At 42.9% G+C, this 16,044-nt stretch carries 15 protein-coding genes; 10 read left to right on the top strand and 5 right to left on the bottom strand.

The window, feature by feature from the left end; translation table 11 throughout:
• Nucleotides 1–50: 50 nt before the first annotated feature.
• Nucleotides 51–1,088 carry a M48 family metalloprotease gene (locus KEJ24_03390; GenBank protein MBS7646864.1) on the top strand — a complete coding sequence of 346 codons (1,038 nt, stop codon included), beginning with the start codon at nucleotides 51–53 and terminating at the stop codon, nucleotides 1,086–1,088.
• Here KEJ24_03390 and KEJ24_03385 read toward each other — a convergent pair.
• Nucleotides 1,085–1,717 carry a hypothetical protein gene (locus KEJ24_03385; GenBank protein ID MBS7646863.1) on the bottom strand — a complete coding sequence of 211 codons (633 nt, stop codon included), beginning with the start codon at nucleotides 1,715–1,717 and terminating at the stop codon, nucleotides 1,085–1,087. The genes KEJ24_03390 and KEJ24_03385 overlap by 4 nt on opposite strands.
• A 74-nt stretch (nucleotides 1,718–1,791) precedes the next feature.
• Between KEJ24_03385 and KEJ24_03380 the strand changes: the two genes are divergently transcribed.
• The 3 genes from KEJ24_03380 (at nucleotide 1,792) to KEJ24_03370 (ending at nucleotide 4,068) form a co-directional block, all read left to right on the top strand.
• Nucleotides 1,792–2,490, top strand: coding sequence for an FAD-dependent thymidylate synthase (locus tag KEJ24_03380; GenBank protein ID MBS7646862.1), 699 nt, complete (start codon nucleotides 1,792–1,794; stop codon nucleotides 2,488–2,490).
• Between the two features lie 10 nt (nucleotides 2,491–2,500).
• Nucleotides 2,501–3,394 carry a coenzyme F420-0:L-glutamate ligase gene (locus tag KEJ24_03375; protein ID MBS7646861.1) on the top strand — a complete coding sequence of 298 codons (894 nt, stop codon included), beginning with the start codon at nucleotides 2,501–2,503 and terminating at the stop codon, nucleotides 3,392–3,394.
• A 113-nt stretch (nucleotides 3,395–3,507) separates the two neighbouring features.
• Nucleotides 3,508–4,068: a TATA-box-binding protein gene (locus KEJ24_03370; GenBank protein MBS7646860.1), complete on the top strand. Its 561-nt coding sequence runs from the start codon at nucleotides 3,508–3,510 to the stop codon at nucleotides 4,066–4,068.
• A gap of 29 nt (nucleotides 4,069–4,097) precedes the next feature.
• Here KEJ24_03370 and KEJ24_03365 read toward each other — a convergent pair whose 3' ends face one another.
• From KEJ24_03365 to KEJ24_03355, 3 genes are all read right to left on the bottom strand, one after another.
• Complete coding sequence (locus KEJ24_03365; protein MBS7646859.1) at nucleotides 4,098–4,712, bottom strand: orotate phosphoribosyltransferase; 615 nt, start codon at nucleotides 4,710–4,712, stop codon at nucleotides 4,098–4,100.
• A 3-nt stretch (nucleotides 4,713–4,715) separates the two neighbouring features.
• On the bottom strand, nucleotides 4,716–5,408 hold the full coding sequence (locus KEJ24_03360; protein MBS7646858.1) for an MBL fold metallo-hydrolase: 693 nt from the start codon (nucleotides 5,406–5,408) through the stop codon (nucleotides 4,716–4,718).
• A 135-nt stretch (nucleotides 5,409–5,543) separates the two neighbouring features.
• Entirely contained in the window at nucleotides 5,544–6,065 is a 522-nt protein-coding gene (locus KEJ24_03355) for a ferredoxin (GenBank protein ID MBS7646857.1), read from the bottom strand.
• A 192-nt stretch (nucleotides 6,066–6,257) separates the two neighbouring features.
• Between KEJ24_03355 and larA the strand changes: the two genes are divergently transcribed.
• Nucleotides 6,258–7,526: a nickel-dependent lactate racemase gene (larA, locus tag KEJ24_03350; protein ID MBS7646856.1), complete on the top strand. Its 1,269-nt coding sequence runs from the start codon at nucleotides 6,258–6,260 to the stop codon at nucleotides 7,524–7,526.
• Nucleotides 7,527–7,669: 143 nt separating this feature from the next.
• Nucleotides 7,670–8,092, top strand: a complete 423-nt coding sequence (rimI, locus tag KEJ24_03345) for a ribosomal protein S18-alanine N-acetyltransferase (protein MBS7646855.1) — start codon at nucleotides 7,670–7,672, stop codon at nucleotides 8,090–8,092.
• 50 nt (nucleotides 8,093–8,142) lie between these two features.
• Here the strand turns inward: rimI and KEJ24_03340 are convergent, their stop codons facing one another.
• Nucleotides 8,143–8,847: a hypothetical protein gene (locus KEJ24_03340; protein MBS7646854.1), complete on the bottom strand. Its 705-nt coding sequence runs from the start codon at nucleotides 8,845–8,847 to the stop codon at nucleotides 8,143–8,145.
• Between the two features lie 81 nt (nucleotides 8,848–8,928).
• On the opposite strand from KEJ24_03340, the gene KEJ24_03335 reads away from it, so the two are divergent.
• Genes KEJ24_03335 through carB form a run of 4 tightly spaced genes read left to right on the top strand, consistent with a single transcriptional unit; the run spans nucleotide 8,929 to nucleotide 16,039 of the window.
• The gene (locus KEJ24_03335; GenBank protein MBS7646853.1) at nucleotides 8,929–10,152 is read left to right on the top strand and encodes an argininosuccinate synthase; all 1,224 of its coding nucleotides are present in this window, start codon (nucleotides 8,929–8,931) and stop codon (nucleotides 10,150–10,152) included.
• Nucleotides 10,149–11,645 carry an argininosuccinate lyase gene (gene argH, locus KEJ24_03330; protein MBS7646852.1) on the top strand — a complete coding sequence of 499 codons (1,497 nt, stop codon included), beginning with the start codon at nucleotides 10,149–10,151 and terminating at the stop codon, nucleotides 11,643–11,645. The genes KEJ24_03335 and argH overlap by 4 nt, the downstream gene beginning before the upstream one ends.
• Before the next feature lie 30 nt (nucleotides 11,646–11,675).
• Nucleotides 11,676–12,797 carry a glutamine-hydrolyzing carbamoyl-phosphate synthase small subunit gene (gene carA / locus KEJ24_03325; GenBank protein ID MBS7646851.1) on the top strand — a complete coding sequence of 374 codons (1,122 nt, stop codon included), beginning with the start codon at nucleotides 11,676–11,678 and terminating at the stop codon, nucleotides 12,795–12,797.
• A 2-nt stretch (nucleotides 12,798–12,799) separates the two neighbouring features.
• The gene (gene carB, locus KEJ24_03320) at nucleotides 12,800–16,039 is read left to right on the top strand and encodes a carbamoyl-phosphate synthase (glutamine-hydrolyzing) large subunit (protein ID MBS7646850.1); all 3,240 of its coding nucleotides are present in this window, start codon (nucleotides 12,800–12,802) and stop codon (nucleotides 16,037–16,039) included.
• The last annotated feature ends 5 nt before the right edge of the window (nucleotides 16,040–16,044 follow it).

Below are 16,044 nucleotides of genomic sequence, written 5' to 3'. Positions count from 1 at the left end.
AAAACCTTAACTCATATTAGTAACTGCAATCTCACTGGTGTTAGTGAGTCTTGGGAAGGCTGGCTGAGCTTAAGCTTGCCATGGGCACATCTATATTCCTCGCTGCCTTTATATTTGCCCTCTTCTTAACCGCGGTAATGATAGTTCTCCAAGTGAGCGTCTTATACGCTTTGATCCTCACTGTCCTCTTCATACTCTTCCAGTACCTTATTGGGCCAGCTATTGTAGCAAGCTCCACGGGGCTACGCTACTTGGAGAAGGGTGAAAACCCATGGCTTGAAGAAACCGTAAGAGAGCTCGCCGTAAAGGCCGGGCTGCCAATGCCCAAACTTGCAATAGTGCCGGACGGGACGCCTAACGCCTTCGTGTTCGGCAGAATGGCCAAGGATGCCACACTGGCAGTTCACGAAGGCCTATTGAAGAAGCTCAATAAGGACGAGATTAGAGGCGTTATAGGCCACGAGCTCGGCCACATAAAACATAAAGACTTCATTGTTATGACTGTGCTTTCCGCCTTGCCGCTCATTGCATATATAATCGCGCGAGCCACTTGGGAAGCTGGAAGATGGGCGCCGACGTCAAGAAAGCAGGAAGAGGGGAGCAGCATTAAAGCAGCCTTTTTCGCCGCAGCCTTAATCTCCTATATTGTCTACATTATTTCACTTTTATGCGTTAGGGGGTTAAGCCGTCTCCGCGAACATTACGCGGATGCCTACTCCGCCTACTTAACTGGTTCGCCTCGAAGCCTCCAAAGCGCCTTGGCGAAAATTACTTATGGCTTGTCACTTTCGCCTAGACCACCTTCCGGAGCTAGACCTTTCTATATAGGGGATCCGGCGACCGCTAAGCTTGAGATATCCTCAATAATAGAGAAAAAGGCTGAATATGACCTCGACAAAGACGGTGTTTTAGACGAGCGGGAACTTGAACTAGCCATGGAAAAGGAAGCTCAATCCACATGGACAAAAATCAACACATGGTTCTCCACGCATCCGCCAACCTTCAAGCGCATTTTATTGCTGCGTGAAATTGAAATGGAAATGGAGAGCGGAAAATACACAGTCGACCGCATATACGAGAAAATCTAGACACCACTTGGAACACATTTGGCAACAAAAATTAGGAAAGCCTCAGTTTCATTGTTTTCTAGGCTAAACTGGAACACCCCATCCGCCCAGTTTCTCGCTAGCTTCAGGAGGTTGTCATCCAACTCCCTTTTAACATAGGCAACTATGCATTTGGCTTCAGGTTTCCACTTTTTCAATATGGCAAAGGAGGCAATTGCCGTTTTCAACCTTGAAGAATCCAGTTCCACTTTGGCATCTAAAACAATCATTGGATCCACAAGCTCGCCCTTGCAGGTGCCTATTGAAACGTCGAATTCCATAGCATATTCTTTGCCCTTCTCCCGCCAAACGAGGCATTTTTCAGCCCAAAAGATTTCCAGAGGCTTTTCTAGGTGAATTTTTGCCTTTAAAATGCGATAAATATATTCTTCGAAGGCGTAAGCTCTAAATTTTCCGAAAAACTGGGCTGCGCCGATTTCCGCCTTGTTTTCCATTATAGTTTCGCTGAATTTTAAAAAGTCTTCAAGGGTAAGCGTCTCTGTCCACCGTTTATACTGGGCCCTGAGTGTCTCTCCAAGGGCTCGCTGTTTCTCGTTTTTGCTTTCACACAGCTCGTTTATGTAGTCTATGGCTTTCTTTATTCTTGCCATGAAGCAGTCCAAAAGCGTTTTATCGCAAGCCAGATTTATTTCCTTCGGAGTCTAAAACGCAAAAGGTGTTCAAAATGAGGGTTAAGCTTCTCCGTTATACGGCGGATCCGGAACTTCTCTGTGGAGCTGCAGCGCTAACCTCATCTAAAGGCGGGTACCCCTCTGAAATGTTTGAGAGCATGGACTTGGAAAGGGCTAGGCAGATTGTTAAACGCGTCACTGGCTACGGGCACATGTCTGTTATTGAGCATGCCTCCTTTACTTTTAGTATTGAAGATGTTTCTAGGGCTTTGACGCACCAGCTTGTGCGTCATCGCCTTGCCTCCTACACACAGCAGAGCCAACGCTACGTGAAATATGACATTTTGAAAAGCTATGTGGTTCCACCGTCCATAAACGCTAACCCGGAAGCCAAAAAACTGTTTGATGAAACCCTAGAACGCATATCAGAAACCTACAACAAGCTTCTGGAAATGGGAATCCACAAAGAGGATGCACGTTATATTCTGCCCAACGCTGCGAAAACCAACATCGTCGTAACCATGAACGCTCGGGAACTCCGCCACTTCTTTAATCTGCGCTGTTGCACACGCTCCCAATGGGAACTCCGTGAAGTAGCAACCGAAATGCTTCGCCAAGTAAAACAGGTTGCGCCATCCCTTTTCGAAAACGCTGGACCTACATGCGTGGAGCTCGGCTACTGTCCAGAAGGCAAAATGAAGCCGCCGGAATGCAACATTGAGGAAATTAAAAAGCGTTTCAAAAATCTCTGAGTGTAAACGTTTGAAAATTGTTTTTAAGACTTATGCTATAAAAACTAAATACTGGCGACCGGGCGAAAACTACTTACAAGAAATAATCAAAAGTGTCGCTGGAAAAATCTCGGACAGCGACTTCTTAGTCATATCAGAAAAAGCCATTTCCATTGCAAATGGCAACATTGTGGATGAAGGCAAAGTGCAGCCAAGCCTAAACGCAAAATTGATCGCCAAGCTATGGATGCCCATAATATGGGGTTATGTTTTAGGACTCATCTGCCACCTACGACCAAAATTAATACAACAACTTCGAAAGTATCCGCAAGATGCTGGAAGCCGCCACAAACAGGTTGCTCTTCAATATGCTGGTTTGTTACAAGCCCTCATGTTCGGCTCCGAGGGAGGCATAGATGGAACAAATCTTCCTTACTCGTATGTTTGCCTACCACTAAAAAATGCCCAAGAAATAGCTGAAAAAATTCACAGAAAAATTTTTGAAACGCTTGGGAAGAGAGTCTGCGTCATAATTGTCGACACTGATAAAACATACTCGTTCAGAAACTTTCACTTCACGCCAAGACCAAACTCCATCAAAGGAATCCACCCATGCGGCGGCTTTATAACGTACGTTGTTGGACGAATGCTGAAACTTAGAAGGAGAGCAACGCCCTTAGCGGTTGCCGGATGCAAGATTTCAGCCGAGAATGCTCTAACAATTGCAGAGCTTGCGAACCGCGCTAGAGGCTTCGGCGCCGGCAGAACCGTCTGGGAAATGGCTGAAAGGTTTAAAGTTGGTGTAGCTGAAGTAAGCTGGGAAATGCTTGAAACGATAAAGCATAAACCAATAGTTATAGTTCATGCAACTTCACCTGCAAAATCTACACAAAATTGTAAACTTCATAGGCATGAGAACCGTTAATATCAAGATTAAAATGAAAGAAATAGCGGTTGCAAAGTATTTTTATAAGTCTAGGTAAGGCTTTATAAAGTATATTTAAAGACTAAATATGTGTGCAAGTGTAGTGATGTTTCATGCCCAAGGTTAAACCTATAATAAGTATAGAAAACGTCGTTGCATCTGCAACCTTAAACCAAAAAGTGGACTTAAACGCAGTTGTTAAAGGCTATCCTGGTGTCGAGTATCGTCCAGAGCAGTTTCCAGGGCTGGTTTTCAGGCTTAAACGTCCTAAAACAGCTACTTTAATCTTCAATTCTGGCAAGATGGTTTGTACTGGAGCTAAATCTGAGAAGGAAGCTAAAAGAGCTGTTATGAAGGTTATCAAGGAACTGAAAAGAGGTGGAATAATTATTATTAGTAAACCTGAACTTAAAATCCAGAACATTGTGGCATCCGCCAGTCTTGGTGGAATGATAGATCTGGAGAAGGCTGCTTACACACTTGGAAAAACTATGTATGAGCCTGAACAGTTTCCAGGGTTGATTTACCGCATGGACGATCCGAAGGTGGTTATACTGCTTTTCGCCAGCGGCAAACTTGTTTGCACTGGAGCGAAAAGAGAACAAGACGTCTACGACGCTGTCAACAAACTTCATGAAATACTGGAGGAAAAAGGGCTCATATTCTACGAGTAGCTGCCCGCTAATTCTCTAAACCCTTTTTATCACTTTTTAACTTGTTTCAAAATAGTTTTTAATTGCTCTTCATTTATTGCACCTGTTTCATAAAGCATGTTGGCTGCCTCGCTGATTTTTACCACTGCATGAAGCCTAATTCCACTCTTGCAGAGTTTTTCTTCTCCCCCCTCCTCTCTGTCGAGGAGAACCACAGCGTCATTTACAACTCCCCCTTCAGCAATGACTGTTTTGGCTGCCCGTCTAAGCGACAGCCCTGTTGTAATGAGGTCATCAACCAACAAAACACGGTCACCTGGAGCCAAAACACCTTCAACCCTCCTTTGCCTTCCGTGCAGGCGCACTCCCTTCCGGATATATATGAAGGGTTTTTTGAGGTTGTAAGCGATTATAGTGGCGAAAGGCATGCCTGCCATGGGTGTTCCAGAAACCCTGTCAAAGTTTTCAACACCCACTGTTTCTTTCACAAAGCTCGTGTATATGTCGCATATTCGCTTGAAAGCGTCTGGAAAGCTTGGGACCACACGGAGGTCTATATAGTAAGGGCTTATTTTGCCGCTGGTAAGTTTAAATGTTCCAAATTGCAGCGCTCCAATCTTGTTTAGGATTTTACACACTTCAACCTTTACGTCTTCCTGTGGCATCACCTACACCTTTTTTGAAACTTGGTAAACCTTGCCAGTCTCAGGAATTAAACATGTAGTTTTGGGCATTTCCTTCTTTAAAAGTTCGCTAAACTTCTTTAAGTCAGCGTTTGAACCGGTATGATATGGAACAGCCACCTTAGGCTTGGTAAGCCTTGCTATTTCAAATCCTGTTTCTGGAGAAGCTCCCGGAGCAATTCCAACGGTGCAGAAAACAACGTCAAATTTTTCTCTTTCACCTATGGCTGCCATCTCCGGGTATGGAAGACTGTCTGCTGTATGGAAAATTTTGACGCCATCCTCGCTTGTAATTATGTAGGACACGGGCGTAGACGCAGGTGGATGGTTGCACTTCTCAGCCTTGACAGAAACCTCGCCTAATGTAATCTCCAATCCTGGTTGAACTTGGCTGAGCTTTTCTTGTGGAATAGTGTTGCGTAGTCTCCTCGCTGAAGTTTGATCGGCTATAACTAAGCATTGGGAAAACTTGTGGATCTCCGCAACCAGTGAAGGATCCAAATGATCGTAGTGCTCGTGGGTTATTAGCACGGCATCAACTTTCTGGAAAATTTTAGCTTTAACATCAACAGGATCTACGACAAGAGTTTTCGTCGGGGTTTTTATGGTCACTCCAGCATAGCGGTTAAACCACACAAACATTATCTCATTTTTTCCAGGCGTTTTCTCGATTGCCATACAAGGTTCCTCACGTCTATACTTAATGCTACCCATGTCCTTAAAGAGCTTATGCCCATCCATTAATTACTAAAACTGATGGTTTCCAGCCGGTTGTTCCGAGTTTACAGTCTCGCCTTATATCACGTTTTAAAATTAGCGAGCTGGTAGTTCCTCTTGCCAATGCGTTTTCAATGGATCATATCGATCGAAGAAGATATTGCTACCCCTAACTGAGATAGGTATGCCGAAGACAACATCTCCATCTATAAGCTTCAAACTTTGAGCCGCTTTGCCAACGGTGAACATTACCCTGTTATCTATATTCAGCAAGCTTGCGGTTTTAACAGCTGAACCAATAGCAATACCCAAATCCACTAATCTCATGATGCGCTCGTTTTCATCTTTTTCTGCATCGATTTTCACTCCAATTAAAACAACTGCATCAGCATTTTTTACGTTAACAACTTGTTTGCGAATACGCTCTTCCGGAAGGCCCGGCACAGCTAACTCCACCATTCTATTGGCAAGCGCTTCTTTTTCATCTCCGGTTACAATAGCAGCGGTGATCTTATCTTCTCCACGTGCTTTAGGTGCAGTTCTTGCAGATGCAACCATCAACTTAGCTGCTATTAAAGCAGCCTCAACTTCCACATCGTTTGACTTGAGCACAACCATATTCAACACCAGAGATTGAATTTATCGTCAACTCATATCATATAAAAACATATAAAAAGAATGATAATGAATGATGAGAGAGACGTCGAAGACAACATTGCTGATGTTTGATCACGTTCAAAGCTGCCAAATAAACAGAACTAAAATATTCTGGGAAATGTAAATAGACGGATGATTGGCGGTGAAAATGCTTTGGTTGACGTTTGGCTTCCCTACGGGAAAACTGAGGTATGCTTGAGAGTTCCAACTCGAAACTTTTTGGGCACCGTAGAACCTAAAGAAAAGCTTGCTGTTTCGGATGCACGGGTAGAGATCGAAAGGGCTTTAAAAGAACCAGTTGGCTCTAAAAGGTTGGCGGAAATCGTTAAGCCGGATCATAAAGTGGCAATTGTGGTTGATGATGCCACGCGTCCGGCACCAAGCCATTTAATGATTCCTCCAATCCTAGAGGAATTAAACAACGCCGGGGTTAGAGATGAAAACGTAACTATCATTTTTGGCTGCGGCGTCCACAGGGCTGTTACCCGCGAAGAAGCAGTTAGACTCATAGGCGATGCTGTTGTAAACCGTGTTAAAACCATAAGCCACGACTGCAGAGCGTCAGATCTAGTTTATGTTGGCACCACAAAGTTTGGGACAAAAGTTTACCTTAACCATGTCTTTGCAGAGGCAGATGTTAAAATTTTGACGGGAGACGTGAGTTTCCATTATTATGCTGGCTATGGCGGCGGAAGAAAAAGCGTTCTTCCAGGAGTTGCGGGCGAGGAAACTATAAAGGCTAACCACGCCATGCTCCTGCATCCAAAGGCAAGAACAGGTGTTTTAGACGGGAACCCTGTTCATGAAGACATGGTTGAAGCTGCAAAAATGGCGAAAGTTGATTTCATATTGAATGTTGTGGTCAACAGTAAAGGCGAAATAGTGAAAGCCTTCGCAGGAGACTTGGAACAAGCCTTCTTAGAGGGCGTTAAGCTTGTAGACGAAATGTATCGTGTCCCCGTAGACCGTAGAGCAGACATTGTTGTTGTAAGTCCTGGTGGATATCCAGCGGACGTGAACCTTTATCAAGCATATAAAGCTATTGACAGTGCTTTAGAGATTGTTAAACGAAACGGCGTCATTATCCTTGTCGCCGAGTGTCCAGAAGGGCATGGAAACCAAGCTTTTTTTGATTGGATGGCCAAGTTCAAGGATTTAAAGATCATGGAGAAAGAGATTAAAAGGAACTTTGTTTTAGGCGGGCATAAGGCATACCTCTTGATGAAGGCGTTACAAAAAGCCCAAATAATCCTTGTCTCAGTCATGCCTGATTACTATACCGTAAATGTTTTCAAGTTAAAAACGGCGCGGACAGTGAATGAAGCCTTAGGTCAAGCCTTCAAAATAGCTGAGGAAAACGCTAAAGTTTGGGTTATACCCTACGGGAACTATACCCTTCCAGAAGTTAAAGCGAGCGAGTGAAACCTACAGACGTTATAAAGGAAAACCTTTAAAGTCTGGCTGTGAACCTAACTTAAGCTTTGAAAGGGCGCACGTATGGTGAAAAGTGCTTGCAGCAAGCATTTATTCTTCGAAAATTCGCGCCGAAGGATCTGGAGCGCGTCATGTATATAAACCGTGTTTGTCTTCCAGAAAATTATGGAGACTACTTTTTCATGGACTTACATAACCGTTTCCCAGAAACTTTTATAGTTGCCGAAGTGAACGGCGAAGTTGTAGGTTATGTTATGTGCCGCATCGAAATAGGCTTGTCCAACTTTGGTTTCAGCGGTTTCATAAAGAAAGGCCATATTGTCTCAATAGCTGTCATGCCTGAACATAGACAAAAAGGTATAGGTCATGCATTGGTATCCAAAGCTATGGAGGGAATGCGCCTATACAATGCCAAGCAAGCCTTTCTAGAGGTTAGGGTTTCTAACACGCCAGCTATAAACTTATATAAAAAATTGGGTTTCAAGGTCACAAGAACAATTAACGGTTACTATTCGGACGGCGAAGACGCATATCTAATGAGCAGAGAACTCTAAAGTGCCCTTTAGAAGTAAAGTCGATTGAGACATAAATACCATGCGCCAGCCTATGATTTTTTGGTAGTAGATGTTGAATCTTTAATTTTACCCCACGTTATCTTTCGGGCTTCTGAAATTAAATTCGTAAGTGCTGACAAGGCTTTCCCGACATCCTTTAACTGCAGAACTATTATCGTTTCGGTGGAGCAGCTTAATGTTTCTTCAATGTTTATGTGCATTCTTGAAATGGTGTTGTAAAAGGACGTGATGCAACCAGGTGTTTCAATGATTTTTTGTGGACTCGTTATAATTATAGCTACAAGGTTGCTCTTTTCTTCAATAATGTTTTCTAGCGGAAAGTTTGATCGAATTCTTTCCATCAATTTCTGGTCGAGGAGCATGGTTATCGTTCGCATTCCATCTATTATTTGGATGTATTCATCACGCGTGAACTCCGCCAATATTTTTCTTACTGTTTCTATGTTTCTCCTAGTTTTTTCAGCTGAGATTTTAACCACGTCTGTTCTTAGGTTTATTGTGCTGTCTGCGATGACGCTGGTTGCATCGTTGTAGTATGTGAGTTTGTAGGCTGTACCTGCCCTTTTTACGGCTGTGATTATACTTCCAAGTTTAACTTTCCGGTTTAATATCTCTTCAACCATTGGTTTTAACATTCTTGCTATCGCGCTGTAGTTTCCGTATCCCTTTTCAAGGGCATGTTGAATGGAAATATCTTTATCTATCAACTCTTGAACAATTCTAGATATACTCATTGTATATTTAGTCACCTTTGTCTGTTTCTGATATATTTTGACCAAAAAATATATAAGGTTTGCTAGGTACCAGCCCAACACATGTCAAAAGAAAAAGTCATCTTGGCATACTCAGGCGGCCTTGACACATCTGTCATGATAAAGTGGATTCAAGAAAAATACGGAGCAGATGTCGTAACACTTACGGTAGACGTAGGTCAAGGAATGGATGCGAAAACAATAGAAGAGAAAGCCTTAGCACTTGGTGCCATCAAGCACTATACAATTGACGCGAAAAAGGAATTCGTCATGAACTATGTTTTCCCAGCAATAAAAGCCAACGCCCTCTATGAAGAAAAATACCCACTCTGCAGCGCCCTCTCGCGTCCACTAATAGCTGCAAAAATGGTGGAAATTGCCAAAAAGGAAAAGGCAACCACAGTCGCCCATGGATGCAGCGGCAAAGGAAATGACCAAGTTCGCTTTGACGTTACCATAAAGTCGCTTGCATCCCATTTGAAGGTTATAGCACCCGTAAGGGACTGGCAATTAACAAGAGACAAAGAAATAGAATTTGCAAAGGAGAAAAACTTGCCAATACCTCTAGGCAAAAAAAGTCCCTATAGTATTGATCAAAATCTTTGGGGTCGCGCGATTGAATGCGGTGTATTAGAGGATCCAGACAGTGAACCACCAGAGGATGCTTTTGAGTGGACCTTGCCGCCTGAGAAGTGTCCCGACAAACCGGAGTACGTAACAATAGGTTTTGAGCATGGTGTTCCATACTCACTCAATAACGAGATAATGGATCCGGTTTCATTAATTGTAAAACTGAACGAAATTGGAGGTACACATGGAATTGGACGCATCGACCACATTGAGGACAGGATCGTAGGCATTAAATCAAGAGAAGTCTATGAATGTCCAGCGGCCACATTAATAATAGAGGCGCACAAAGACCTAGAAAAAATGGTTCTTACAAGCCATGAATTAGCGTTCAAAAAATATGTAGATGCGCAATGGACTTTTCTGGCATATGCTGGCTTATGGGTAGATCCTCTAAGAGCAGATTTAGAAGCATTCATAAATAAAACCCAAGAACGCGTCTGTGGTAAGGTTAGGCTAAAGTTATATAAGGGAAACTTAAGGGTTGTTGGTCGTTCGTCAAAATACGCGCTTTATGACTTGAAATTGGCTACTTACGACGTTGGAACAACATTTGACCAAACTCTGGCGCGCGGTTTTGTTGAGCTTTGGGGACTGCAGTCGAAGACTTTCCATGTTCTCAAAAGCGTTCTAGGGGTTGAAGAGGGAAAAATACCGTGAGTTTGCTGTTCAAGGGAGGCAGAATAAAGTCTACAAAAAAAGAGGTTTCTCATTTTATTTCTTCAATAGAGGATGACGTGAAGCTCTTAAAACATGTAGTAGCGATAAACAAAGCCCACACCATAATGTTGATGGAGCAGAAAATAATAGGCGAAGAGGACGCGGTCGAGATTCTCAAAGCCTTGAAACAAGAAGAATTCAAAATAAAACCGTGGCTTGAGGACATACATGTCTGCATCGAAGAAGAGGTCATTAGAAAAACGAAAGAATCGGCTGGCGAAAACCTTCACGTGGCAAAGAGCAGGAACGATCAAGTTGCAACAGCCATTCGGATGGGGTTACGTGAAGAACTAGTAGATTTGATGAAGATCATACTTGGCTTTCAGACAAAATTGTTGGCAAAAGCTGAAAAACATGTGGACACGATTATATGTGGGTATACTCACCTTAGACCAGCTCAACCAATAACTTTTGCCCACTACCTCCTGTATCAATTCGATGTTTTTCAGAGACACTTTGAGAGACTTGTGGAATGCTATAACAGAGTTAATATGTGCCCCATGGGCGCCGCAGCCTTGGCTACAACAAGTTTCCCAATAAACAGGGAAAGAGTGGCTGAGCTTTTAGGTTTCAATGAAGTCTTAGAAAACTCGATTGACGCTGTCAGCAGCCGCGACTTTGTCATGGAAACACTTGCTGTTCTATCTATGCTGGCCGTTGACGTAAGTCGTCTTGTTGAAGATATGATAATTTGGAGCGCACCCGAATTCAATTTGATCGAGATTCCAGATGAGTTTTGTTCAACCAGCAGTATAATGCCCCAAAAAAAGAACCCGGACGTACTTGAGGTGATTCGCGCGAGAATGGGCCATGTTATAGGCAATTTTGCGACGTGTGCCTTGATTTTGAAATCTCTGCCATCAGGTTATAACCTAGATTTTCAAGAAGTAACACCGAAACTTTGGGAGTCTTGTGCCAAAATTAGTGATTCGCTCAATATTCTGTCCAAGTTGATTGCTGCATGTGAGCCTATGCAAAACTTAGAAAACCCGAATTTAGCTTTTTCAACTTTTACGGAGCTTATAAGAGTTTTGTTCCAGAAATATCATGTTCCATTTAGAACAGCGCATAAAATCGTAGGCGCCTTAAGTAGAAAACTTGTCGAAAACGGGTTACATCCAAAAGACGTAACTTCTCAAATGCTGAAAGAAACCGCTGAAGAGGTTGCTGGTTTATCTTTAAGCGTTAACGAAAGCGACATCAAGAGTTCAGTTGATGTGGCAAATTTTGTTAAAACGCACAGCGTCCGAGGAGGCCCATCCCCAGTTGAAGCACGGAGGATGGTTGACTCCCGCCGAAACATGCTTGCTTTATCAAATGCAAAAGTGGCTGAGGTAGAGGAAAAAATGGCAACTGCAAGCAAAAACCTTAACAGTTTGATTGAAGAGCTTTGCAAGGCAACAAAACCAAAAAGTTTAAAAATAAAAATGTGAAGGTGTTGTAGGGCTTTGAGCACAAAAGGATTGCCCCGGAAAAGAAAAGCTGCTCTGGTTTTGGAAGACGGGTCGTGCTTCATTGGTTTTGGTTTTGGGGCACCTAAAAAAGTGGTAGGGGAAGTTGTATTCTCAACTTCTATGGTTGGTTATGTGGAATCTTTGACAGATCCATCTTATCATGGGCAAATTTTGGTTTTAACTTATCCTCTCATCGGCAATTATGGAATCCCCGTACATAGAAAAGAAGATTTGTTTCCCCCGTTTGAGTCTGATGGAATAAAAGTTGCTGGTCTTGTGATTCATGAACTTTGTGAAAATCCCCATCATTGGGCTTCGAGAAGAACTTTAAACGAATGGCTTTCCGAAGAGGGTGTCCCTGGAATATGGGGCGTAGACACCAGAATGATTACAAAAAAGCTTAGAGTGAGCGGCGTAATGCGTGGCGTGCTCCAAGTGTGTGAAGAAGATGAACAGCCAAATGTTGAACAACTCATTGAAGAAGCGAAAAGAGCCCCCGATCCAAATATGCGAAATTTGGTCAGCGAAGTATCCATCAAAAAGCCAGTATGCTATAATCATGGCGGCAAGAAAACTGTTGTAGTTATCGATTGTGGTGTAAAGCACAGCATATTGATAAATCTTATCGAACGCGGATTAAAGGTTGTCCGCGTACCGTATAATTGTTCAGCTAAAGAGCTCATGGAGTACAAACCCAGTGGGGTTGTTGTAAGCAACGGCCCCGGAGACCCGAAAAAATGCGTTGAAACCATCGAATGCGTTAAAGAGCTAATAGCGCTGGATTTTCCACTCATGGGAATCTGTCTTGGAAACCAGATAATAGCCTTAGCCTCGGGCGCAAACACCTATAAAATGAAGTATGGACATCGTTCACAAAACCAACCAGCCCTTGAGCTTGAAACGAACAGATGTTACATAACAACTCAAAACCATGGCTATGCCGTGGACGCGGATTCTCTGAAAAAAACGGAATTGAACATTTGGTTTGTAAACGCAAACGATAGTACCGTGGAAGGTTTAAAACATAAGCAAAAGCCTGTCTTTGCCGTTCAATTCCATCCGGAAGCAAATCCGGGGCCTTATGACACTGGTTTCCTTTTCGACGAATTTTGTAAACTTTTGAGGGATTGAAAATGCCAAAGTTTGAATGGATAAAGAAGGTGTTGGTTCTCGGAAGCGGTGCAATAAAAATTGGTGAGGCTGCTGAGTTTGATTATTCTGGTAGCCAATGCCTCAAAGCCTTAAGGGAAGAAGGAATTGAAACTATTCTAGTTAACCCGAACGTTGCGACAATACAAACCGATCCGCGTTTAGCGGGTAAAGTTTACCTTTTGCCTGTTGAACCAAATTATGTTGAGGAAGTTATCAAAAAAGAGAAGCCTGACGGAATACTGCTAGGTTTTGGTGGTCAAACAGCTCTAAACTGTGGCGTGCAGTTAGCGAAAGAAGGCATACTCGAAAAATATGGAGTGGAAGTTTTAGGAACCCCAATATCAGCTATCGAAGCAACAGAAGACAGAGAACTTTTCAGGCAAGCAATGATACAAGCTGGCATACCCGTTCTTAGGAGCAAATCCGCTACATCCGTTAAAGAAGCTCTAGAAATAGCTGAAGAAATAGGCTATCCTGTCATCTTAAGGGTTGCGTACACGCTTGGAGGCGGAGGTTCAGGCGTTGCTTTCAACGCGGAAGAGTTAAAGCGGTTGGCGGCCAAAGCCCTAGCTCAAAGCATGATATCCCAAGTGCTTGTTGAGGAATATGTCGGTAAATGGAAGGAAATTGAGTATGAAGTTATGAGGGACAGAGCAAACAATTGCATAACAGTTTGCAACATGGAAAATTTCGATCCGATGGGAATTCACACAGGCGATTCAATAGTCGTCGCCCCATCTCAAACACTTACAAACAGAGAATATCACCTTCTCCGTTCTGCTTCTATAAAAGTCATTCAAAGCCTCGGCATAGTAGGCGAATGCAACATTCAATGGGCCTTACATCCAAAATGCGAAGAATTCCGCGCTATTGAGGTCAACGCCCGCATGTCAAGAAGCTCTGCATTGGCAAGTAAAGCAACAGGTTACCCGCTTGCCTACATTGCAGCCAAACTAGCCATAGGATATTTGCTTCCTGAACTCTTAAACAAAGTCACCAGAATCACAACAGCTTGTTTTGAACCGTCCCTAGACTATATTGTCGTCAAAATTCCAAGATGGGACTTCCAAAAGTTTAACGGCGTCAACAGAAGAATAGGGACTCAAATGAAATCTGTTGGAGAAGTCATGGCCATTGGCAGATGCTTTGAAGAAGCCCTGCAGAAAGCCGTTAGAATGTTAGACATTGGAAAAGCTGGGCTTGTGGGCAATGGTGAAGACGATAAAGCGGAGCCAGTTGAGCTGATTAAAAAAGCTTTGGCGGAGCCCACCGACGAAAGGCTCTTCAAAATCGTAAAAGCAATAAAAATGGGTGTTCCAATAGAGGAAATCTACAATTTAAGCGGCATAGATCCGTGGTTCCTATATAAAATAAAGAACATTATTGAAATGGAAGAAAAATTGAAGTCTTTAGATATAGAATCTGAAGAAGTCTTCGAAGTTATAAAAGAAGCAAAACGTTTAGGATTTTCAGACAAGCAAATCGCCCAGTGCCTCCACAAGAGCGAAATAGAAATAAGAGAATGGAGAAAACGCAAGGGCATAATTCCGGTAGTCAAGCAGGTGGATACGCTGGCAGCTGAATGGCCTGCCAAAACAAACTATCTCTACCTAACTTATGGTGGAGAAGAAGATGACGTTAAATTTGAGACAAATAAAAACAAAGTTGTAGTTTTGGGTGCTGGTGTTTTCCGAATAGGTTCAAGTGTTGAATTTGACTGGTGTGCAGTAAACACTGTGTGGTCCCTCAAAAAACACGGTGTAGAAGAAGTAATCATGGTGAACTATAACCCCGAAACAGTTTCAACAGACTATGACGTGTCTGACAAGCTCTACTTTGAAGAGCTAACCTTAGAACGGGTTTTAGACATTTACGAGAAGGAAAAGCCGATGGGTGTTGTTGTAAGCGTTGGAGGACAAATACCGAATAACATCGCTCTGAAACTTGCAAAATTTGGAGTTAAACTACTTGGGACTTCTGCGGAAAGCATAGATAGAGCTGAAGACCGCTCAAAATTCAGCCAACTCTTAGAGGAACTTAGGATTCCCCAACCTAAGTGGAGCAAAATGGCGACAATAGACGACGCTATAAAGTTTGCTGAAGAAATAGGCTATCCGGTTCTTGTGAGGCCAAGTTATGTTTTATCGGGTTCTGGCATGAAGATTGCACACTCAAGTCATGAACTCAAGGAGTACCTTGAAATAGCGGCAAAAGTTTCACCTGAATATCCTGTTGTTGTATCCAAATTCATCCAAAACGCCAAGGAAGTTGACGTAGACGGCGTGGCGGACGGCGAAGAAGTTTTCATAGGTGCCATAATAGAACATGTGGAAAATGCGGGGGTGCATAGTGGCGACGCAGTTATGTGTATACCTCCACAGACGCTTAAGGAAAGCACAATACAAAAGATAGAAGAATACACGCGTAAAATAGCGAGATCCCTTAGAATTAAGGGGCCTTTTAACATACAATATCTTGTTAAAAATGGCGAGGTCTATGTTATTGAATGCAATTTAAGAGCATCCAGATCCATGCCCTTCACAAGCAAAACTGTAGGCGTTAACTTAATGGAATTATCCAGCCTTGCAATGCTTGGAAAGAAAATTAGTGAGCTAAAGATAAGCCGCCCAAGAATCCAACATGTAGGCGTTAAAGTTCCCCAATTCAGTTTCGCACGTTTAAATGAGGCTGATCCGCTGCTTGGAGTTGAGATGCAAAGCACAGGTGAAGTTGCATGTTTAGGAGAAGATTTCGCCGATGCGCTGATAAAAGCCTTACATGCTGCTGGATTCGCCATACCGACAAATGAAGGACGTGTGCTAATAACCGTTGAAGACGACAAAAGGGCTGAAGAAATTTCATCTATAGCCGCGGCCCTCTATGAAATGGGGTTCAAAATCTATGCGGACAGAAATGTTTTCAACATGTTGGTGAATGAAGGGATAAGCAACGTAGAGATGCTTCACAACGTGAACGATGCGCTTGGTAATCCTAACCCTATTGTGTTGTTATCTCAACGGAAAATAGACTTCGTCATAAGTATTCCATCTGGGAACTCTCGAAAACATCCAGATGCGTATGCCATTAGAAGAACTGCTGTTGATTTCAATGTTCCAGTGATCACAACAGTCGAGCTTGCGTCATTCATAGCCCAAACTTTAAAATGCTTGAAAAATAGAAAACCAACAGTGCAACCGCTTCAAGAATACATTCTTGCTTGAAAATT

This window comes from Candidatus Bathyarchaeota archaeon, from assembly GCA_018396705.1.
Classification (GTDB): Archaea; Thermoproteota; Bathyarchaeia; order Bathyarchaeales; family Bathycorpusculaceae; genus DRVP01.
The sequence above is the reverse complement of the archived record's forward strand: the minus strand, read 5'-3'. Positions and strand labels throughout refer to the sequence as shown.